Raw genomic sequence first — 19,933 nt, 5'->3', positions numbered from 1 at the left:
CTACCGGCCGAGACCGGCGGCGCCGCTTCATTTTCATCCTGACGCTTGGAACATCCGATGGAACAGCAGGCATCACCGGCTTCGACGCGCATGTCTGCAGCCACATGGGGGCTTTTGAGCCTGCTTGGCCTCATCTGGGGCGGTTCGTTCTTCTTCGCGCGCGTGGCGGTTCCCCATGTGCCGCCGGCGACGCTGGTCCTGCTGCGCGTGGCCATCGCCGCCATCGCCCTGCACATCTACATTGCCGGCCGCTTTTCGATCTATGCCACGCTGCGCGCCCGCTGGCGCTCCTTCCTGTTGCTCGGCCTCATCAACAATGCCGTGCCGCATATGCTGATCTTTCTCGGCCAGACGCAGATCGGCGCCGGCCTCGCCTCCATCCTCAATGCGACGACGCCGATCTTCACCGTGCTCATCGCCAACCGGATGACTGCGGACGAGAAGCTTTCGCCCGCAAAGATCGCGGGTTGCCTCATCGGCCTTGCCGGCACCGCCGTCCTCATCGGCCCACGTGCGCTTGCGCCGTTCACCGGCGACAGCGGCCCGCCGCTCTGGGCCGTCGTCCTTCCCGTGCTCGCCGCCGTGTCCTACGGTTTCGCCGCGACTTACGGCAAGCGTTTCCGCGGCACCGCCCCGCCGGTCATCGCAGCCGGGCAACTGACGGCTTCTACATTGCTCATGCTGCCGGTCTCGCTCGCCATCGACGCGCCCTGGCAGCTTCCCCTGCCCCCAACCGGCGCCATCCTCGCTGTTCTGGCGCTGGCGCTTCTTTCCACGGCCTACGGATATATCCTTTATTTCCGAATCATGGCGGCGGCCGGAGCCACCAACACCTCTCTCGTTACCCTGCTGGTGCCGCCCAGCGCGATTGTGCTCGGCGCGGTGTTCCTTGGCGAGCGGCTCACGATGCTCGGAATGCTGGGAATGGCGCTGGTCCTGCTCGGCCTCGTCGTTCTAGACGGCCGCCTCCTTGCCCGGTTTCCAAAACGTTAATTCCCTCCGGAACAAAGGGCTTTCACGGCCGTTTTTGCGGAATATGCAGCCTTGCGACGCCACGGTTGCGCCATACTGGTAAATGAACATTGCCGGCATTCGTCATCTGGTAGGGATTGTGAAATTTTTGTGGCGGGTTCTTTTGCGCAAAAATTACAATGCGTTAGACCTGTGAATAACCGACTGCCAAAGTACGAATGTTGCAACGCAGCAACAAAACACCTTTTCAATCCGGTTTTTTCGGTCGTAATATCGAACAGTTAACGCAAGGAGGTCGCCATGGGACTCACACATTCCTTGAATGTTCTGATGATCGGTGCAGCATTCCTCTTCATCGCAACGATGATCTTCATCTGAGGCGATACAAGCGAAACCCGAGCGGCAGGCTACAAACCAGAAATCCCTACCCGAACCTTTTGGAAAAATGCATGGCCCCGGAGACGGTGCCATGCATTTTTCATTTGGGGGATAAGTGAGCTTTTGTTCAGGCCGCGGCGCCGGCAGCCGGACGACGGTCGATCTTCGCGAGCCCCGCGCCGTCGCAGACCGCTGACACGAGATTGGCGCGGTTCATCGTATAGAAGTGGAATTCATCGACGCCGCGTGCCACGAGATCCTCGAGTTGGCGCACGGCGAGTTCCACGGCGACTGCCATACGCTCCTGCGGGTTCTCGTCGACAGGCGACAGCCGCTCGGCGAGCCATGCCGGCACCGTGGCACCGCACATTCCAGCGAATTTCTGCACCTGAGAAAGATTGTGCACCGGCAGCAGGCCCGGCACGATCGGGATAGTGATGCCGGCCCGGCGGACACGCTCCAGGTAGCGTTCGAACTGGTCGTTTTCGAAGAAGAACTGTGTCAGCGCCCGTGTCGCGCCCGCATCGACCTTGCGCTTGAGCATGTCGATATCAGCCGTGACATCGGGGCTTTGCGGATGCTTTTCAGGATAGGCGGAGACAGAGACCTCGAAATCGGCAAGGCCGCGCAACCCGGCGACCAGTTCCGCCGCGTTCGCATAGCCGCCCGGATGCGGCTGGTAGGCCGTGCCCACGCCGCCCGGCGGATCGCCGCGCAGCGCCACGAAATGCTTGACGCCGATGGCCTGGAACTCCGCAACGACGGCATTGACCTCATCCTTCGTCGCACCGACGCAGGTGAGATGCGAGGCGGCAGGCAGCCCCATCCTGAGGAGATGACGCACCGTCGCCAGCGTCGGCGCCTTGGTGGAACCGCCGGCACCGTAGGTCACCGAAAGGAAGGCCGGGTCATAGGCCGAAAGCTGCGTAGCCGTTTCCCATAGCTGCTTTTCCGCTTCCGCCGTCTTGGGCGGGAAGAACTCGAAAGACAGGCGGATATCCCTGCGGGACGGGCTGTCGGTCGCCTTGGTCATGTCAACTCCTTCTGCGAACTGCAATCTTGCCGGCCGCCGGTTCACGCCGGTCGCGGGCAAGCCATATGGTCACGGTCAGCGCATCGGCAGCCGAATGCGCCGGTTTCAGATCGACGATCTCCTCGACATCCAGCCCTACCTTCTCCATCCAGTCCGCAAGGATCTGGTGCGAGAAACCGAGGCGGATATGGGCGTGGTCGTCTCTGAGATGCTCCAGGCCGTGCGGCGCAAGGTCTATGATGGCGAGGCGTCCGCCCGGTGCCAGCATGCGCGCCGCTTCCACGATGGCCGCCTCGGGCTCCTCGAGGAAGTGCAGCACCTGGTGGATCGTCACCACGTCGAACTCGTCGCGCTCGAGCGGCAGGTTGAAGATGTCGCCGTGGCGGATGGATGCTTTCGTGATGCCCGCGCGGTCGAGGTTGGCACGCGCCACCGCCAGCATGTCACGGCTGGCATCGACACCGACGCCGCGCTGGTAAAGCCCTTCGAAGAGCTGGAGAATGCGGCCCGTTCCCGTTCCGAGATCGAGAAAGGCATCGACCGGCTCGGTGCCGATCATCGCGGCAAGCTTCGCCTCCACTTCCGCATCGCTGACATGGAGGCGGCGCATCGCATCCCAGTCGGCCGCGTTGCGGCTGAAATAGGCCTGCGCCTTGTCGGCACGCACCTTTTTCAGCACCCGCAGCCGCTCGTCGTCACGCGCCAGAACCGCATCCGCCTCATCGGCCGTCTCCAGCAGACGCCGCGCCAGTGCAACGGCCGCACCGCCCTGGCTGAGCCGGAAGAAGGCCCACGCCCCTTCCTGATACCGGTCGACAAGCCCGGCTTCGGCGAGAAGCTTCAGGTGACGTGAAATACGCGGCTGCGACTGGCCGAGAATGTCGGTCAGGTCGGTCACGGTCAGGTCGCCATGGGAAAGCAGCGCAAGCAGCCGAAGGCGCGTCGGCTCGCCGGCGGCCTTCAGGATCTCCACGATGTCATCAAGTCCGAGTTTCTGCGCGTCGCCCATGGCTTTTCCAATCAAGACATAAAGATATGTTTATGTGATTAACTTGGCCGTTGCAAGAGCCAATCTATGGGAACTAGTTCCGCCGGTCCGGCCCCGGCGTCCGCACGCAGGAAAAGCAGTGAACCGCTGCATACTGATCTTCCCATTAATGGCGGCAAAGAAAAACCCCGGAGAACCGGGGTTTTTCAAGCTCGCTGGCACCAGTTATCAGCGCGTCAGGCGCTTGTAGGACTGGCTGCCCGGATTGAGGGCATCGGGACCGAGGCGGCGGACCTTGTCCTGCTCGTAGTCTTCGAAGTTGCCTTCGAACCACTCCACATGGCCGTCACCTTCGAAGGCAAGAATATGCGTCGCGAGACGATCGAGGAACATGCGATCGTGGCTGATGATGATCGCGCAGCCGGCGAAGCTTTCAAGCGCGCTTTCCAGTGCACCCAGCGTTTCCGTATCGAGGTCGTTGGTCGGTTCGTCGAGCAGCAGCACATTGCCGCCTGCCTTCAGCATCTTGGCGAGGTGCACGCGGTTGCGCTGGCCGCCCGAGAGATTGCCGACCTTCTGCTGCTGGTCGCCGCCCTTGAAGTTGAAGGCGCCACAATACGCACGGCTGTTCATGTCGAACTTGCCGAGTTTGATGACTTCCGCACCGCCGGAGATTTCCTCCCAGACGGTCTTGTTGGGGTCGAGCGTGTCGCGGCTCTGGTCGACATAGCCGAGATGGACGGTGTCGCCGACGCGGATGGAACCCGCATCCGGCTGCTCCTGGCCGGTGATCATCTTGAACAGCGTCGACTTGCCTGCGCCGTTCGGCCCGATGATGCCGACGATGCCGCCCGGTGGCAGCTTGATCGACAGGTCGTTGATCAGCGTGCGGCCTTCGAAGCCCTTCTTGATGCCTTCAAGCTCGACGACCACATTGCCGAGGCGCTCGGAGACCGGAATGATGATCTGCGCATCGCCGGGACGGATGTTCTCGGCGGCATCGACCAGCTGCTCGTACGCCTTGATACGGGCCTTGGACTTGGCCTGGCGGGCCTTCGGGCTGGAGGCGATCCACTCCTGTTCGCGCGACAGCGCCTTCTGGCGGCCGGCTTCGTCACGCGATTCCTGCTGCATGCGCTTGGCCTTGGCCTGCAGGTATGCGGAGTAGTTGCCCTCGTAGGGAATGCCACGGCCGCGGTCGAGTTCGAGAATCCAGCCCGTAACGTTGTCGAGGAAGTAGCGGTCGTGGGTGATCATCATCACGGCGCCGGGATAGTCGCGCAGATGCTTTTCCAGCCACGCAATGGTTTCAGCGTCGAGGTGGTTGGTCGGTTCATCGAGCAGCAGAAGATCCGGCTGCGACAGAAGCAGGCGGCAGAGCGCGATACGGCGGCGCTCACCACCCGACAGCACCGTGACATCGGAATCCTTCGGCGGGCAGCGCAGCGCCTCCATGGCCATCTCGACCTGCTGCTCGAGGTCCCAGAGGTTCTGGCTGTCGATGATGTCCTGGAGCTTGGCGCCCTCATCCGCCGTCTCGTCGGAATAGTTCATCATCAGTTCGTTGTAACGGTCGAGAACGGCCTGCTTGTCGGCCACGCCTTCCATCACGTTCTCGAAGGCGGTCTTGGCCGGATCGAGCTGCGGCTCCTGTTCGAGGTAACCGACGGTCGCACCCTCGGCGAGCCAGGCTTCACCGGTATATTCCTTGTCCTTGCCCGCGATGATGCGCAGAACGGTCGACTTACCAGCACCGTTGGGACCGAGGATACCGATCTTGGCATCCGGGTAGAAGGACAGGTTGACGTTCTCGAGGATTTTCTTGGCGCCGTAGGCCTTGTTGAGCCCCGACATGTGATAGATGAATTGACGTGCCATGCAAACGCGCTCCGGGTCGGACAAATTTGCCCGCTATGTAGGCGAATTATCCGCCCGCGGCAATCTCTTGAAGCCAGCGCATACAAGCCACATGCGATAAGCCGACGTCTTATTGCAAGGACGCCCGGTCGACCGTTGGCATGCCCGTCCATCCCTCTGTACACCGCGACGTCGTCGGCTTCGCACCTGCGATCAGCGTTGTCAGCGTTCCTTCTCCGGCTGCAATTCCAATGGTGAGGCCGGTGACGACGGTGCGGTTGCCGGCCTTGCGGCAGGTCATACGGAAACGCTCGCCGGCCCCCGCGCCAAAGGCGGTGTCGAAGGCCGCGCGCACCTCCGCTAGCGTGACCGTGCCGCCGGCCTTGCGGGTAAGGACGGTCAACACCGGCGATGCGTTGAGCTGGTCGAGCAGATCCAGCGACCGGGTATAGTAGGCTTCCGCCGAAGCCGCGACGCAGCTGCCGCTCTTCAGCCACAGCCTGCGGTCGAAACCGGATCGCGCAGCCGGCATGGCGGCCATGAGACGGTCCTTGGTCGCCGATGCGAGACTGACCTCAGGCAGATCGGTCCATGCCCCCTTCTTTGCCTTCTGCGCCAGGCCGGCCTCGATGCCGCAATAGCTCTTGCGCGGCTGGAAACGGCCGACCAGCGAGAAGCGCTGTGCCGCATCGCCGGACGACGAAAAACCGGCGCAGCCTTTGCTCTTCGGCCGCGCCGCACAGTAGCCGGCCTGCCAGCCGACGGAAAGCACCTCGCGCGTGCCGCCCGTCGCGACCGCGGATTGCGCCCATGCTGCGGGCGGAGCGAGAACAAGGAGACAAACGATAAGCAGGGATAATGCGACCTGAGCAGGCAAGGTGACGATCGTCTTCATGACGGGCTCCCCGATGAGAACAAAACAAGATCATATGCAACCAAAAATCATCAAAATGCAACCCCAGAGGACAAAAATCGAGATAAACGCGAACGAATCCAAAATTACACGCGGCATCCCATTGTCTTTCCTGCGGAAATCACGTTGTCCTCTGGGCAAACGGGAGGAATGGCCGGTGTTTTGCGAAGTCCAGACGCTCAACAGCCCGAGCGGTGCGATGCTTGCGTTGCGGCATGCGCCGGCACGCGGCAAGGCGCGCGGCATCCTGCTTCTGAGCCATGGCCTTGCCGAACACAGCGCGCGCTATGCCGCATTCGCGGCGCGCATGGCGCATGAAGGCTTCCACGTCTATGCGCACGATCATCGCGGCCACGGCCATACCACGGCGCGGGATGCGCCGCGTGGTCAGTTTGCGCCGAAGAACGGCATCGACCGCGTGCTGGAGGATATGCGCGCGGTCCGCGACCTGACCATCAGCCGGCATCCGGGCCTGCCCCTCGTGCTCTTCGGCCACTCTATGGGCGGGCTGCTCGCGCTCGCCTATGCCGAGGCCCATCCGGGCGATATCGATGCGCTGGCCGTGTGGAATTCCAACCTGGAACCGGGGACGGCCGGGCGGGTCGCCCAGGTCGTGCTGGCCGCGGAACGCATGCTGAAAGGGTCCGATGTGCCGAGCGGCATTCTGCCCCGCCTGACGTTTGGCGCATGGGGCAAAAGCATCGCCGGCGCGCGCACGCCCTTCGACTGGCTGTCGCACGATGCAGTCGAGGTGGACGCCTATATCGCCGATCCGCTCTGCGGCTTCGATGTGAATGTCTCCATGTGGCTTGACATCTTCGCTGTCACCTTCGCCGGCGCTTCCGCCGAGGGGCTCGGGCGCCTGCCGAAAGCCTTGCCGATCCATCTGGTCGGCGGCGGGGAGGATCCGGCGACGGACCACGGCAAGGCGACGCGCGCCTTCGCAGCGCGGCTTGAAAAATCACGGCTTGAGGACGTGACGATGATCGTCTATCCCGGCATGCGCCACGAGACACTGAACGAGATCCCGCCCCTGCGCGACCCGGCCGTGGACGCCTTTGCCGGCTGGTGCCGGCGCGTGGCGGAAAAGAAACGCCGGAGCCCCGAAGCCGCATGAGCACGTCTGCCGTAACACCGTTGCGCAACGAGGTGAGCCTCGGCCTCTTGCTCATGGTTCTCTCGGTGCTGGTTTCCCCGGTCATCGATATCTTCGCCAAGCTCGCCGTCACCGCCGTGCCGGCCACCGAGATCACTTTCGTCCGCCTGCTCTTCCAGATGGTGGTGCTGGCACCGATCTGCCTGGTGCGCGGCACGCTGCTGGATGTGACCTGGCGCAAGATGGGCCTGCACGCGGCCCGCGGTCTGCTGATGGCGATCACCATGATCAGCTTCGTCACGGCGCTCGCCGTCATGGAGGTGGCGGATGCCATCGCCATCTTCTTCGTCGAGCCGATCATCCTGACGATCCTCGGGTCGATCGTCCTGAAGGAGACCATCGGCTGGCGGCGTTACACCGCCTGCGCCGTCGGCTTCTTCGGCTCGCTGCTCGTAATCCAACCCAGCCTGCAGGAAGTGGGTCTCATCGCGCTGATGCCTGTCGTCGCGGCATTCTCCATCGCGCTCTTCTACTTGCTCACCCGGCTCGTGGCGCAGAAGGAAGATCCGTGGTCGATGCAGTTCTATGCCGGCTTCTGGGGCGCGCTGTTCTCCGGCCTGCTGCTCGCCGTTGGCGGCTACCTCGGCATCGGCATGCTGACCCCTGTCATGCCCGATATGACGAATACGCTTTATATTGCCGGCGCCGCGATCGCCGCCACCATTGCCGGCGTGCTCGGGGTCTATGCCTACCGCTCCGCGCCGGCCTCGACACTCGCGCCGCTGCAATATCTGGAGATCGTCTCGGCGACGGTGCTCGGCTGGTGGGTGTTCGATCATCTGCCGGATGCCATCAAGTGGCTCGGCATCGCCATCATCATCAGCTCGGGCCTCTATGTCATCTGGCGCGAACGCCAGGTCGGCAAGACCGCAACCATCCCGACGGTCAACACGCCGATCTGACGAAAGTAAAATGCGGCGCGCGCACCAGGCATCAACTCAGTCTGAGCCGTCATCATCTGCCGCGCCCCCGCCGCTATGCGGCCTGCAGGCTTTTTGTTATCCAAGGGAAAACAGGCTGAAAGCCCGTTGGGCATGCATGCGCCCGTCGCGGAGGAGTGCACCATGGACAAGTCGAACCTGCCGCTTGCCGGCATCAGGGTCATCGAACTGGCACGGGTCCTTGCCGGCCCCTGGGCAGGGCAGACGCTGGCCGATCTCGGCGCCGATGTCATCAAGATCGAGAACCCGGATGGCGGCGACGACACCCGCGCCTGGGGGCCGCCCTTCGTGATGGGCAAGGACGGCGAAAACCTGTCTGCCGCCTATTATCACTCCACCAACCGCGGCAAGCGTTCCATCGCCGTCGACCTGAAGACCGAGGAAGGCCGTGACACCGTTCACCGCCTCATCGCCACGGCGGATGTGGTTATCGAAAACTTCAAGGTGGGCGGCCTCGTGAAATACGGGCTCGACTTTGCGAGCCTCGCAAAACAGCATCCGAAGCTCATCTACTGCTCGATCACCGGCTTCGGGCAGGACGGTCCCTATGCCGCACGCGCCGGCTACGACTATATCGTGCAGGGCATGTCGGGTTTCATGTCGGTCACCGGCGCGCCGGACGGCGAGCCGATGAAGGCGGGCGTCGCCATAGCGGATATCTTCACCGGCATCTATGCGGTCACGGCCATTCAGGCCGCCCTCATCCATGTCATGAAGACCGGTCAGGGCCAGCACATCGACATGGCGCTGCTCGACGTGCAGTCCGCCGTCATGGCGAACCAGAACATGAATTTCCTCGCTTCCGGCAAGGCGCCGGCGCGTCTGGGCAACGCCCATCCCAATATCTCGCCCTATGAAGTGGTGTCGACAGCGGAAGGCCATATCATTCTGGCGGTCGGCAATGACGGGCAGTTCCGCAAGCTCTGCAACATCCTGAAGCTCGAGGGCATGGCGGACGACGAGCGCTTCGCCACCAACCGCGCGCGCGTCGCCCACCGCGACGACGTGCGCCGCCGTGTCACCGCCGCGACGGCCACGATCGCCAAGACCGAGCTGCTAGCCGCCTGCGAGCGGGACGGCGTGCCCGCCGGCCCGATCAACTCTATTGCGGAGACCTTCGACGATCCGCAGGTCAAGGCACGCGGTTTGCGCATCGACCTGCCGGACGCCGACGGCAATATCATTCCCGGCGTGCGCACACCCATCGTCTTTTCCGGCACACCCCTCGCCTATGACCGGCCGAGCCCGCGGCTCGGCGAGCACACCGAGGCCGTGATGGCCGAACTCGCAACCCTTGAAACCGGAAAGAAAAGCGCATGAAGACCGGTGGCCAGCTGATCGTCGACGCCCTCGTCGCCAATGGCGTAAAACGCATTGCCTGCGTACCGGGCGAGAGCTATCTCGCCGTGCTTGATGCGCTGCACGACACCGATATCGACGTGCTCGTCTGCCGCCAGGAAGGCGGCGCGGCCATGATGGCGGATTGCTGGGGCCGGCTCACCGGCGAGCCCGGCATCTGTATGGTCACGCGGGGCCCCGGTGCAACCAACGCCTCTGCCGGCCTGCACATCGCCCGGCAGGATTCCATTCCGATGATCCTGTTCATCGGCCAGGTGCAGCGCGACGCGCGCGAACGCGAGGCCTTTCAGGAGGTCGAATATCGCCGCGCCTTTACCGAGGTGGCGAAATGGGTGGCGGAGATCGATGACGCCCGTCGCATCCCGGAATTCGTCACCCGCGCCTTTGCCGTCGCGACCTCGGGCCGCCCCGGCCCAGTCGTGCTTGCGCTGCCCGAAGATATGCTGAGGGACGCGGTCGAGACCGTGGACGCAAAGGCCTATATGCCGGTGGAGGCCCATCCCGGCCCAAAACAGATGGCCGAACTTGCCGCCCTGCTCGAAAAGGCCGAGCGCCCGATCGTCATTCTCGGCGGCACGCGCTGGTCGCAGAAAAGCGTTGCGGATTTCACCGCCTTCGCCGAGCGCTGGTCGCTGCCGGTATCCTGCTCGTTCCGCCGGCAGATGCTGTTCGACCACCAGCACCCCAATTATGCCGGCGATTCCGGCATCGGCATCAACCCGGTGTTGGGCAAGGAAATCCGCGAGGCCGACCTCTTCGTTCTCCTCGGCGGCCGCTATTCGGAAATGCCCTCGTCTACCTATAGTCTGCTGCAAAGCCCCTACCCGCAGCAAACGCTGGTCCATGTTTATCCCGATCCGTCCGAACTCGGCCGTGTCTACCGTCCGGACCTCGCCATCTGCGCCGCACCCGACGATTTCGTCGCCGCACTTGATGACCTCGCCCCGAAAGCCGCCCCGCGCTGGGCCGCCCGCACGGCAGCCATGCATGAGGCCTATCTGAAATGGTCGACACCGCCGATGGTAGGCCCGGGCGACGTCCAGATGGGCCCTATCATGGCCTGGATCGAGGAAAACACGCCCGAGGACACGATCTTCTCCAATGGCGCGGGCAACTACGCGACGTGGGTGCATCGCTTTCATCGCTTCCGCCGTTTCGCAACGCAGGCCGCGCCGACCTCAGGCTCCATGGGCTATGGCCTGCCGGCGGCAGTCGCCGCCAAGCAGCTCTTTCCCGAGCGCGAAGTCGTCTGCTTTGCCGGTGACGGCTGCTTCATGATGCACGGTCAGGAATTCGCGACAGCCGTGCGCTACGGTCTGCCGATCATCACCGTCGTCGTCAACAACGGCATCTACGGCACGATCCGCATGCATCAGGAGCGGGAATACCCCGGCCGCGTGAGCGCCACCGACCTCACCAACCCGGACTTTGCGGCGCTCGCCATAGCCTATGGCGGCCACGGCGAGACGGTGGAGAAGACGGAAGACTTCGCGCCAGCCTTCCTGCGCGCGCGCGCCAGCGGCAAGCCGGCGATCATCGAGGTGAAACTCGACCCGGAAGCGATCACGCCCATGCGCACGCTCTCGGATATCCGGGGCGGAAAATAACCGCACGGCCGGAGGCCCCGCATCCCGATGGCCATTCCCTTGCATAGGTGATGGTTCTGGAAACCGGTTCGGTATGCCCCTTCGCCCCGCTTGCGGGGAGAAGGCGCCGGAAGGCGGATGGGGGACTGCCCTCACCCGCGCGCGTCAGCCGCGAATATGCTGGGTCTGTTCGTAGGTCTTCGTCGAGCGCATGCCAGAGCGGCAATAGCCGAGCATGGGGCGCGGCAGTTCGTCGAGCGCGTCGACCATCCCCCTGACCGCCTCCGGCGTCACGCCCATCGGGCCCACAGGCACATGCGCCGTTTCGATGCCGAGTTCGCTGGCGCGCGCGGCAATCGCGGAAAATTCCGGCTGGCCGGCTTCCTCATGGTCAGGGCGGTGGCAGACGATGGACTTGAATCCCATGGCGGCGATCGCGTCGAGGTCCTCGACCGTGATCTGGCCGGAAACGGAATATTCGTCGTTGATCTCGCGGATATCCATGGACGTGTCCTTTCCAAAAAAGATGCGCTCACCGTTTAAGCCTGTGCCGCGGGAGCGTCAATCATATGCGCTAGCGCACCTCGAAGGAGAGTGCATAACCGATGCTTTCGCCGCGCGCGAAGTCCGGCGCCTCGCCGCTTGCGATCAACTCTTCGCGCGCAGCAAGGCGATGGGATACCGGCTCGATGCCGAGCACCGCGCATCCCGGCGACTGGTTGCGCCACACCTGAAGCCAGGGCAGCGTATCAGTCTGGAACCGGATATGCACGCTGCGCCCGCCCAGCGCGGCGATCGGCCCGACCGATATCTCGGCCCAGCCATGCTCAGCCGTGTCCGCAGCCGACACGCAGAAGATCCGCATGTCGCCTTCCTCGAAGCGCCACGGCACGCTGCCGCCGGGCAGCATGGCGCCGGTCAATCGCGTATCGGCATCGAATAGCCCCGTGCCGAAATTGATGTGGTACATCGCGAACGGCGGCCAGGACGTTTCACCGGTGTTCGTCACGAGATCATCAAGCGTGATGTGGCCGGTCAGCCGGTCGGCCCGCCAGCGGCGCGACAGCGTCGCCGCCCCGCCATGCGCCAGCCCAACATCGACCTGTCCCTCGCAGACCACCTCGTCCTCGTCCGCCTCGATCTGGATATCGCGGGCAGGATGGGAGGGCAGCGACCCGTGCAACGGGTAGCGACGGCCGGCCGTCGCCCCCTCCACCGGCACGGGGTGGCGGATGTGATCAGGCCCGCATGTGAACAAAAAGCCGGGTAGCGCTTTATCGATACGAGGATCGCCGTCAGACGGTATGGCCGTGCCTGGAGTGATGTCCACGCCATGAAACACGGCGGTGCCGACATCGAGTGCCGATTGCGGCGTCAGCTCAAGACAAAAGGCCTGGTCTTCCGTCGAGGCGGTGAGGGCAAAGGTCATCAGTGGCTCCGGCCAGGGATTGAGGAGGACGAGATGCTAGAGCGAACGGTCACGCAACACCACCGGCCGCGCGTGGAGGCTCGCATATTTCCGGCGGCTCACAGCATTGGTAACAACTATTTGCACGATGCGTTGACGTTACGTTCACCATCGATTCAGATTTTCCATATTAAGGTCTGAATTCAAGTGTTCCGTCCGCGCGATATATGCAGTCTGGCAGGTTAAGATCGTGAAATCGATATTGAAATCAAGCATTTCGCTTATTACCGCGATCTCCGCTCTCGGAATCGCCACCCTGCCCGCCGCCGCGCAACAGCACCAGCTGCCCCGCGATACGGTTCTCGTTTCGCCTGATGGCGACATTCTCGACTATGTCCCCAACGATGGCAGCGTCCGCTGGACGCGTGACAATCGCGGCCGCTCGGTGCTGGTCGATTCGTGGGGTGACGTCATCGCCACCGCCATGCCGGCCGACCGCTACTTCGCCCGCGGCGATGATTATCGCCCCCGTCGCGACCGCTATCGCCCGGTGCGCGGCTATGACGAAACCAACCCTGAATACTTTCCGCCGGCACCCGGCTCGGACTATGGCGACGACGTAACGACTGGATCCGTGCCGGAGATGCGCGAGGCGCTGCCGGGCGACATCGAGCGCCAGCAGCTCCCCGATGCCGATTTCGGCGGCTCGCAGGCCCTGCCCGAATTCAACAACAACGACGACATGGCCGCGCTGCCGGCAGATCCCAACCAGGAGTTCGTGCCCGGCCCGAAATTCGCGCCCGCCACGGCGCTCGGCAAGATGTCGTCCAACGAGGTCACGGCGCTCCAGGTTTTCCTCGACCGTGAGGGCTTCTCGCCGGGCGTCATCGACGGAAAGAAGGGCTCGAACGTCACCAAGGCCATAGAGGCGTGGCAGAACGCGACGGGCGAAACGCTCGACCCGAACAATACCGACGACATCCTGGAACGCCTGCGCCTGTCCGGCGGCATGGCCTTCACCACCTACGAGATCACCGCCGCCGACGCGGCCGGCCCCTATGTGGCGTCGATCCCGGACGACTATGCCCACAAGGCGGCCCTGCCGCACCTCTCCTTCACCTCGACCACGGAAATGCTGGCCGAGAAGTTCCATATGGACGAGGCTTACCTGAAGGAGATCAATCCGGGCGTGGACTTCACCATTCCCGGCACGCTCGTCAAGGTCGTGGACATCGGCAAGCCGAAGACCGGCAAGGTCGCCAAGATCCTCGCCGATAAGGGCCGCAAGCAGGTCTTGGCCTATGATGCCAACGGCACGCTCATCGCCGCCTATCCGGCCAGCATCGGCTCGGCCGACACCCCCTCGCCATCCGGCACGGTCACGGTCGAGCGCATCGCGCTCAATCCGGGCTACACATACAATCCGAAGATCAATTTCAAGCAGGGCAGCAACGACAAGGTGCTGACCCTCCAGCCCGGCCCGAACGGCCCTGTCGGCACAGTGTGGATCGCGCTCTCCAAGCCGACCTACGGCATCCACGGCACGCCCGAGCCGTCGAAGATCGGCAAGACCCAGAGCCACGGCTGTATCCGCCTGACCAACTGGGACGCCACAGAACTCGCCAAGATGACCAGCGCCGGTGTCACCGTCGAATTCGTCGACTGACGGATCGGGAAGCAACGGAAACGAGCCGGCCTCTTGGCCGGCTTTTTCTTTCGAGCATAACGGCGAAACAAACACCCTGCCATTACGCCGCCTGAAATCGGCTGACTTCACCCGGAAAGTGCGCTCATCCCGTTCCAAAGGGGCGAAAGCCCTTCTTCGGTGATCAATGCCCACAAACTCCGGTCGGACCTGCTTAGCCTCAGCCTCGCCACCACGCTTCCCATCACGGCCCCTCGCCGCCGATCTCATCGCCTTCTGGGACGTGCCACGCTGCCGCGGAACGGCAAGTTGATGGACCTTCTGAAGACCCGCATGCAGAAAAAAAGGCCGGGTCTCTGCCCGGCCTTTCGTCGAAGGATGCGGTTCAGGCCGCGCGGGTATAGCCCGAACCCTGCGCCGGTCGCGCGGTGCCGTCGGTGCGGAAGGTGGAGAGCTGCGCGGCGATGGAGGCGGCCTCCTGGGTCAGCGCCTGGCTCGCGGCATTGGCCTGCTCGACCATGGCGGCATTCTGCTGGGTGATCTGGTCCATGGCGTTGACCGCCTGATTGACGGCCTGGAGGCCGGTCGCCTGTTCGGCGGTGCTGGCGCGAATGGTGTTGAACACCGAACTCACCTCCACGACCTGCGAAACGATCTGGCGCAGCGACTGAGCGACCTCGTTGACCGAGCGCACGCCGCCCTCCACCTGCCCATGCGACTTGGCGATGAGGTTCTGGATGTCTTTCGCCGCATCAGCGCAGCGCTGCGCGAGCGCACGCACTTCCGAAGCGACGACGGCGAAACCGCGGCCCGCCTCGCCGGCGCGCGCGGCTTCGATGCCGGCATTGAGCGCGAGCAGGTTGGTCTGGAAGGCGATCTCGTCGATGACCTCGATGATATTGGCGATGGCGGCGGACGACGCCTGGATTTCGCCCATGGCGGTGATCGCCTCTTCCACCACCTCGCCGCTGCGCTGTGCATTGTCGCGCGCGGCCATCACCAGCGCATTGGCCTCGTTGGCGCTCTGCGCGGTCTGGCGAACGGTGGTCGTGACCTGCTCGACGGCGGCCGCCGTTTCCTCGAGATTGGCCGCTTGCCGTTCCGTGCGTTTGGCAAGGTCGTCGGACGCCGAGGCGATTTCGCGCGCGCTGAGATGGATCGATCCCGCGCCGACGCCGATATTGCCGATTGCCTGCGACAGGGCCGAAATGGCGTGGTTGAAATCTTCGCGCAACGCGCCGTAGGCTTCCGGCAACGGGCCGGTGATGCGTGCGGTCAGGTCGCCGTCCGAAATGCGCTTCAGTGCCGCGCCGAAGGCATCGCTGACGAGCTGGCGCTCGTCGGCGAGAACCTGTGCCTGCACCGCCTGCTGCTTGGCGACGTCGGACGTATCCATGTAGACCGATATGGACAGGTCCATGTCGAGGAAGATCGCCTTGATGAGGCTGCTGAGCCGGGCGGAAAACTCCTCCGGCTTGATTTCCTGACGGCCGAACAGGCCCTGCTTCGGCCAGAGCGAGCGAACCGACTCCGTCAGCAGGTGCTCGATGATCAGCGCATAGCCGCCGATATACCAGCGCGGCTCAAGCCCGATACGCGCGTGAACGTGACCGATCGTCGTCACTTTTGCGGCGTAGTCGCCGGTGAAGTCACCCGCGGCGATATTGGCCCAGTGCCCGAGCTGCGCGGTCTTCGCCCGGTTCATATGGGCGTCGTTCGAAAAGAGGTGGTTCACTTCCGGGCTGTTGCGCACGACGGAATAGAACTTGTCCAGCGCCGTGCCGAGCTCCTTCTCGATGAAAGGCTTCAGGCTGCGCAGCCGTTCCAGCGCGGCCGCATCCAGGCCGAGATAGTCGAGGCGACGGGCAATATCGTGATTAGGTCCGGCAGTGGGCGATAAGGACTTCATACTGAAAATACCCCGGCAAAAATGGAGAATGTGAAAAGCAGCACTGTTCCATCGGGACGCAGGCCTGACGGCATGCAAGAGCCCGCACCCATCATGGGTTTTTCAGAAGGCACAGGGCCTTCCGTGGAGGCTTTCTGATGCGCCACTCTTAGATGCCCATGGTAAATTGTTGATTACCGCTCCACGCGATTATCCATATGATCTGGCTTCACAAATCGTCGCAGCCGTTCCTGTATTCCATCAATGTCCTTCATCAGGCTGCCAACCGGGACATGCCGGAGCCACCCGTCCTGCGACGACGCGCCGGCACGAGCCGGAGCACCTCCTGCGCAAGAAGCCGTGCATTCTCACGCGCCTTGTCGAGATTGCTCACCTTGGCCGGGTCCATCGTGGCAAACGTTCCGCCACAGTCGAAGATGTCGCGGAACGCCGTGCGCTCTGCAATCGGCGTATCCAGCACATGCACGCCCTTTGCCGACAGCAGCGTCTTGATGGCGGTCATGGCGCGGGTGGTGACCAGCGCGTTCATCCGCGTCAGCACCACGGAATGGGCAATGCGGATGCCCGCCTTCTCGGCAAGCTGGCCGAGCAGGTCGAGGATCTGTGCGGCCCCGCGCGCATCCATCGCACAGCCCTGCACGGGGATCATCACATGGTCGGAAAGGCCGATGGCGGTGGCCACGAGCGCATCGCGCGCACCGGCGAGGTCGATGACGAAATAGTCCGTCGTATCCCGGTTTTCGCGGATGTGGCCCTGTAGGGATGCCATCGACACTTCGGAGATGACGTCGATGTTGCGCTGGCGGCCGGTAACCTCGTGCCAATGGCTGATCCAGCGCTGCGGATCGGCATCGAGGATCGTGACGCGATATCCCTGGCTTGCAAGCTCGGTCGCGAGGATCAGCGCTGCGGTGGTCTTGCCCGCGCCGCCCTTGGCATTGGCGAATGTGATGACTGGCATGGCGTTCCTCATGGATGCGGTTGAGCGGCGTCATCGCTCTCTTCAAGGCGCCGGAAGGGAATGGCGTCGGTTAATCGAATCTTTCAAAACAGGGTTAACGAAATGCAAATATCCGCACCTTCAAGATGGGGAAGCGGGTGAAAAGTCGGGTCCGGAAAACGAAGAAGCCCGGAAAACCAAGGCTTTCCGGGCTTCTATCAATTGTCACGGGTGAGAAGTCAGATGCACTCGCTGAAGAGCCGTTTGGCAGCCTCGAGCGTGAGTTCCACCGGGTTGCCGCCGGCGGTGGGGTCGACGATCGCCATTTCCGACATTTCGTCGATCCTGTCCGTTCCGACGCCGAGCGCCGAGAGCTTGTCGGGAACGCCGAGTTCCTCGCGCAGCCGCAGCACATAGTCGAAGAAGCCGTCGAAGCCGCCGGCAATGCCGAGATAGGCGGCGGCGCTGGCAATCTTCGCCTCGATGGCCGGGCGGTTGAAGGTCAGGACCGGCGGCATCACGACGGCATTGGTCATGCCGTGATGGGTGTTGTAGATCGCACCAACCGGATGCGACAGCGAGTGGATCGCGCCGAGCCCCTTCTGGAAGGCAACCGCGCCCATGGCGGCGGCCGACATCATATGGGCGCGGGCCTCGATATCCGTGCCGTCCTTGTAGGCGCGCGGCAGGTATTCCTTGACGAGGCGCATGCCTTCCAGCGCAATGCCCTGGCTCATCGGGTGATAGAACGGCGAGCTGTAGGCTTCCAGGCAATGGGCGAAGGCATCCATGCCCGTTCCAGCCGTTATGACCTTCGGCATGCCGACCGTCAGTTCCGGATCGCAGATCGTCACCGACGGCAGGAACTTCGGGTGGAAGATCACCTTCTTGGTGTGTGTCTCGGAGTTCGTGATGACAGAAGCGCGGCCGACTTCCGAGCCGGTGCCGGCGGTCGTTGGCACAGCAACGATCGGCGCGATGCCGTCGGAATTGGCGCGCGTCCACCAGTCGCCAACATCTTCGAAATCCCAGACGGGCCGCGTCTGGCCGGCCATGAAGGCCACGGCCTTGCCGAGGTCGAGGCCGGAACCGCCGCCGAAGGCGACCACGCCGTCATGGCCGCCGTCCTTGAACGCCTTGACGCCGGCTTCGAGGTTCTTGTCGTTCGGGTTCGGATCGACCTCCGCGAACATCGCCCGGCCGAGGCCAGCCGCGTCGAGAATGTCGAGCGCGCCCTGTGTGATCGCCATGGTCGAGAGGCCGCGGTCGGTGATCAGCAGCGGCTTCTTCATGCCGACGGCCTTGCAGTGGTCGGCCAGTTCCTTGATGCGCCCGGCCCCGAACTTGATCGCGGTCGGATAGCTCCAGTTGGCGGTGATGGTCATGCGAGTGCTTTCCTGAAGTGGTAGGATTTCGGGCGGGTCAGGTTGTGGAAGCCGATCACGGAGAGCGAGCCGCCTCGGCCGGTTTCCTTCACGCCCGTCCAGCACAGCGCCGGATCGAGATAGTCGGCGCGGTTCTGGAACACTGTGCCGGTTTCCAGATCGCGGGCGATGGTGGCGGCGCGTTCGCTGTCCTTCGTCCACAGTGAGACGGTGAGGCCGTACTTGCAGTCGTTCATGAGCGCGAGCGCTTCGGCGTCGCTCTTCACCTTCATGATGCCGACGGCAGGACCGAAGGTCTCCTCCGTCATGAATTCCATGGAGTGATCGACATCGACGAGGATCTGCGGGGCGACATAGGCGCCGCCGTCATCGGCCGGAAACAGCTTGGGATCGAGCAGAGCCTTGGCGCCCTTCGAAACGGCATCCGCGATCTGCGCGCGAACGGTCGCGGCAAAGCGCTTGTGCGCCATCGGGCCGAGCGTGGTTTCCGGGTCCAGCGGGTTGCCGAGCTTGTAGTTCGAAACCCAGGCCACCGACTTCTCGACGAATTCGTCGTAGAGCGCCTCGTTGACATAGATGCGCTCGATGCCGCAGCAGCACTGCCCCGAATTGTAGGTCGCGCCGTCCATCAGCGTGTCGACGGCGGCGTCGAGATCGGCGTCCTCCATCACATAGCCCGGATCCTTGCCGCCCAGTTCGAGACCGACGGGCGTGAAGGTTCCTGCGGCGGCACGCTCGATGGCACGACCGCCCTCGACGGAGCCCGTGAAATTGACGAAATCGAAGGCGTTGCCAGCGATCAGCGCCGAGGTCGTGTCATGATCGAGGAAGACGTTCTGGAACACGTCTTCCGGCACGCCGGCCTCGTTGAAGGCGCGCACCAGCCGCTCGCCGACGAGCAGCGTCTGCGCGGCGTGCTTGATGATCACGACATTGCCGGCCATCAGCGCCGGCGCAATCGTGTTGATCGCCGTCATATAGGGATAGTTCCACGGCGCGATGACGAAGACGATACCGTGCGGCTCGCGCTCGATGCGGCGCTCGAAACGCTCGGAATTCTCGATGACGATCGGCGCCAGCGACGAGCCGGCGATCTCGGCCACGTAGTTCGAGCGCTCGTTGAAGCCCTTGAACTCGCCGCCGTAACGCACCGGGCGGCCCATCTGCCAGGCGATCTCGGGCACGATCTCGTCGGCCATTTCGTTGACGCGGGCAACGCCCTTCAGGACGAGCTGGATACGCTCGTCGAGCGGGCGCTTGGCCCAGGCTTTCTGCGCCTTCTTCGCGCGGGCCACGGCCGCCTGTGCGGTCGCCAGCGGCATCGCCTCACGCTCGGCGTAAACCGAGCCGTCCACGGGGGATATGCATTTGATCACGGTCATGATCGATTTCCTGTTTCCGATATGAAGTTTCCGCCCGACAATAGCCGATCCGGCCACGCGGCAAATATCCCTGAAGGGTTA

At 63.5% G+C, this 19,933-nt stretch carries 16 protein-coding genes; 6 read left to right on the top strand and 10 right to left on the bottom strand.

Translation table 11 applies throughout. From position 1 onward, the window contains the following. Window positions 1–57: 57 nt before the first annotated feature. Window positions 58–993: a DMT family transporter gene (locus MNR02_RS05770; protein ID WP_241948410.1), complete on the top strand. Its 936-nt coding sequence runs from the start codon at window positions 58–60 to the stop codon at window positions 991–993. Between the two features lie 484 nt (window positions 994–1,477). On the opposite strand, the gene metF is transcribed toward MNR02_RS05770, so the two are convergent. The 4 genes from metF to MNR02_RS05750 all read right to left on the bottom strand — a co-directional run bounded on the left by metF (window position 1,478) and on the right by MNR02_RS05750 (window position 6,123). Continuing rightward, window positions 1,478–2,383, bottom strand: a complete 906-nt coding sequence (gene metF / locus MNR02_RS05765; RefSeq protein ID WP_241948409.1) for a methylenetetrahydrofolate reductase [NAD(P)H] — start codon at window positions 2,381–2,383, stop codon at window positions 1,478–1,480. Window position 2,384: 1 nt separating this feature from the next. Further along, complete coding sequence (locus tag MNR02_RS05760; protein WP_241948408.1) at window positions 2,385–3,392, bottom strand: metalloregulator ArsR/SmtB family transcription factor; 1,008 nt, start codon at window positions 3,390–3,392, stop codon at window positions 2,385–2,387. A 207-nt stretch (window positions 3,393–3,599) separates the two neighbouring features. Then, window positions 3,600–5,249 (bottom strand): energy-dependent translational throttle protein EttA, encoded by a 1,650-nt coding sequence (ettA, locus tag MNR02_RS05755; protein WP_241598371.1) that lies wholly within the window; start codon window positions 5,247–5,249, stop codon window positions 3,600–3,602. 109 nt (window positions 5,250–5,358) lie between these two features. Further along, the gene (locus tag MNR02_RS05750; protein ID WP_241948407.1) at window positions 5,359–6,123 is read right to left on the bottom strand and encodes a ribonuclease; all 765 of its coding nucleotides are present in this window, start codon (window positions 6,121–6,123) and stop codon (window positions 5,359–5,361) included. A gap of 175 nt (window positions 6,124–6,298) precedes the next feature. Between MNR02_RS05750 and MNR02_RS05745 the strand changes: the two genes are divergently transcribed. The 4 genes from MNR02_RS05745 (at window position 6,299) to MNR02_RS05730 (ending at window position 11,204) form a co-directional block, all read left to right on the top strand. Further along, window positions 6,299–7,258: an alpha/beta hydrolase gene (locus tag MNR02_RS05745; RefSeq protein ID WP_241948406.1), complete on the top strand. Its 960-nt coding sequence runs from the start codon at window positions 6,299–6,301 to the stop codon at window positions 7,256–7,258. Then, window positions 7,255–8,199: a DMT family transporter gene (locus tag MNR02_RS05740; protein ID WP_241948405.1), complete on the top strand. Its 945-nt coding sequence runs from the start codon at window positions 7,255–7,257 to the stop codon at window positions 8,197–8,199. Before MNR02_RS05745 ends, MNR02_RS05740 begins: the two co-directional genes overlap by 4 nt. A 162-nt stretch (window positions 8,200–8,361) precedes the next feature. Further along, on the top strand, window positions 8,362–9,558 hold the full coding sequence (locus tag MNR02_RS05735; protein ID WP_241948404.1) for a CaiB/BaiF CoA-transferase family protein: 1,197 nt from the start codon (window positions 8,362–8,364) through the stop codon (window positions 9,556–9,558). Then, on the top strand, window positions 9,555–11,204 hold the full coding sequence (locus MNR02_RS05730; RefSeq protein ID WP_241948403.1) for a thiamine pyrophosphate-binding protein: 1,650 nt from the start codon (window positions 9,555–9,557) through the stop codon (window positions 11,202–11,204). Before MNR02_RS05735 ends, MNR02_RS05730 begins: the two co-directional genes overlap by 4 nt. Before the next feature lie 144 nt (window positions 11,205–11,348). Here the strand turns inward: MNR02_RS05730 and MNR02_RS05725 are convergent, their stop codons facing one another. Next, a complete protein-coding gene (locus MNR02_RS05725) occupies window positions 11,349–11,687 on the bottom strand; it encodes a TIGR01244 family sulfur transferase (protein ID WP_241948402.1) in 339 nt (112 codons plus the stop codon). Between the two features lie 70 nt (window positions 11,688–11,757). Next, complete coding sequence (locus tag MNR02_RS05720; protein WP_241948401.1) at window positions 11,758–12,612, bottom strand: DUF4432 family protein; 855 nt, start codon at window positions 12,610–12,612, stop codon at window positions 11,758–11,760. 229 nt (window positions 12,613–12,841) lie between these two features. Here MNR02_RS05720 and MNR02_RS05715 point away from each other — a divergent pair, with 229 nt between their 5' ends. Further along, the gene (locus tag MNR02_RS05715) at window positions 12,842–14,257 is read left to right on the top strand and encodes a L,D-transpeptidase (RefSeq protein WP_241948400.1); all 1,416 of its coding nucleotides are present in this window, start codon (window positions 12,842–12,844) and stop codon (window positions 14,255–14,257) included. Between the two features lie 364 nt (window positions 14,258–14,621). Here the strand turns inward: MNR02_RS05715 and MNR02_RS05710 are convergent, their stop codons facing one another. From MNR02_RS05710 to MNR02_RS05695, 4 genes are all read right to left on the bottom strand, one after another. After that, on the bottom strand, window positions 14,622–16,145 hold the full coding sequence (locus tag MNR02_RS05710; protein WP_241598344.1) for a globin-coupled sensor protein: 1,524 nt from the start codon (window positions 16,143–16,145) through the stop codon (window positions 14,622–14,624). A 253-nt stretch (window positions 16,146–16,398) separates the two neighbouring features. Beyond that, window positions 16,399–17,106 carry a ParA family protein gene (locus MNR02_RS05705; RefSeq protein ID WP_241948399.1) on the bottom strand — a complete coding sequence of 236 codons (708 nt, stop codon included), beginning with the start codon at window positions 17,104–17,106 and terminating at the stop codon, window positions 16,399–16,401. Between the two features lie 218 nt (window positions 17,107–17,324). Continuing rightward, window positions 17,325–18,470, bottom strand: a complete 1,146-nt coding sequence (locus MNR02_RS05700) for an iron-containing alcohol dehydrogenase (RefSeq protein WP_241948398.1) — start codon at window positions 18,468–18,470, stop codon at window positions 17,325–17,327. Further along, on the bottom strand, window positions 18,467–19,852 hold the full coding sequence (locus MNR02_RS05695; protein WP_241948397.1) for an aldehyde dehydrogenase family protein: 1,386 nt from the start codon (window positions 19,850–19,852) through the stop codon (window positions 18,467–18,469). The genes MNR02_RS05700 and MNR02_RS05695 overlap by 4 nt, the downstream gene beginning before the upstream one ends. Between the last annotated feature and the right edge of the window lie 81 nt (window positions 19,853–19,933).

Origin of the sequence: Shinella sp. H4-D48, from assembly GCF_022637395.1 — a bacterium.
Lineage (GTDB): Bacteria > Pseudomonadota > Alphaproteobacteria > Rhizobiales > Rhizobiaceae > Shinella > Shinella sedimenti.
This window is presented reverse-complemented; position numbering and strand designations above follow the sequence as displayed.

Coding starts and splice junctions, on each gene's coding strand:
- MNR02_RS05770 (WP_241948410.1), top strand. CDS start 58: ATGGAACAGCAGGCATCACCGGCTTCGACGCGCATGTCTGCAGCCACA.
- metF (WP_241948409.1), bottom strand. CDS start 2,383: ATGACCAAGGCGACCGACAGCCCGTCCCGCAGGGATATCCGCCTGTCT.
- MNR02_RS05760 (WP_241948408.1), bottom strand. CDS start 3,392: ATGGGCGACGCGCAGAAACTCGGACTTGATGACATCGTGGAGATCCTG.
- ettA (WP_241598371.1), bottom strand. CDS start 5,249: ATGGCACGTCAATTCATCTATCACATGTCGGGGCTCAACAAGGCCTAC.
- MNR02_RS05750 (WP_241948407.1), bottom strand. CDS start 6,123: ATGAAGACGATCGTCACCTTGCCTGCTCAGGTCGCATTATCCCTGCTT.
- MNR02_RS05740 (WP_241948405.1), top strand. CDS start 7,255: ATGAGCACGTCTGCCGTAACACCGTTGCGCAACGAGGTGAGCCTCGGC.
- MNR02_RS05735 (WP_241948404.1), top strand. CDS start 8,362: ATGGACAAGTCGAACCTGCCGCTTGCCGGCATCAGGGTCATCGAACTG.
- MNR02_RS05730 (WP_241948403.1), top strand. CDS start 9,555: ATGAAGACCGGTGGCCAGCTGATCGTCGACGCCCTCGTCGCCAATGGC.
- MNR02_RS05725 (WP_241948402.1), bottom strand. CDS start 11,687: ATGGATATCCGCGAGATCAACGACGAATATTCCGTTTCCGGCCAGATC.
- MNR02_RS05720 (WP_241948401.1), bottom strand. CDS start 12,612: ATGACCTTTGCCCTCACCGCCTCGACGGAAGACCAGGCCTTTTGTCTT.
- MNR02_RS05710 (WP_241598344.1), bottom strand. CDS start 16,145: ATGAAGTCCTTATCGCCCACTGCCGGACCTAATCACGATATTGCCCGT.
- MNR02_RS05705 (WP_241948399.1), bottom strand. CDS start 17,106: ATGCCAGTCATCACATTCGCCAATGCCAAGGGCGGCGCGGGCAAGACC.
- MNR02_RS05700 (WP_241948398.1), bottom strand. CDS start 18,470: ATGACCATCACCGCCAACTGGAGCTATCCGACCGCGATCAAGTTCGGG.
- MNR02_RS05695 (WP_241948397.1), bottom strand. CDS start 19,852: ATGACCGTGATCAAATGCATATCCCCCGTGGACGGCTCGGTTTACGCC.